1 protein-coding gene is annotated in these 576 nt (G+C 60.1%); it reads right to left on the reverse strand.

All coding sequences use genetic code 11. The features are described from left to right. The coding region (locus PKF00_RS44140) for a MazG family protein (protein WP_271223775.1) at positions 1–355 on the reverse strand (355 nt) is incomplete at its 3' end. Positions 356–576: the final 221 nt, after the last annotated feature.

A 576-nucleotide genomic window follows, 5' to 3' on the forward strand; every position in this document is an offset into this window, starting at 1 on the left:
TCTGGGTTTCGCTGTCGCGCGTGTCCGCATCGCCGAAAACATGGGGATGCCGGCGGATCATCTTGTCATTGATGGCCCGGCAGACATCGGCAAAGTCGAACAGGCCGGCTTCCTTCGCCATCTGGGCGTGGAACACGACCTGCAGGAGAAGATCGCCCAGCTCGTCCTTCAGCTCGCCATGAGCCTCGCGCTCGATCGCGTCGGCAACCTCATACGCTTCCTCGATCGTGTAGGGCGCAATCGAGCGGAAATCCTGCTCCAGATCCCAGGGGCATCCGCCATCCGGATCGCGCAGTTTCGACATGATGGCGAGGAGGCGATCGATAGGGGCGAGATCGGGCGATGGCGCGGTCATGTCGGCTCCGTGGCGGCGGTCGCGGGATTCGCGCGCCATGCTAGCCCGGAACGGCCGCATGACGCGATGCAGGATACTTCAAGCACCAACGCAGAATGCACCTGCCATACCACGCGAACCAGAAACCCGAATGAGGTGCTGGTTTGATAATCAGGCATTGTGTGTTGAAATCAAATCAGAATTTTGGATTGGATTTGACGAGGGGCCGGAGTAACAGCGCC

It is taken from the genome of Streptosporangium carneum (assembly GCF_027922005.1).
GTDB classification, from domain to species: domain Bacteria; phylum Actinomycetota; class Actinomycetes; order Streptosporangiales; family Streptosporangiaceae; genus Streptosporangium; species Streptosporangium carneum.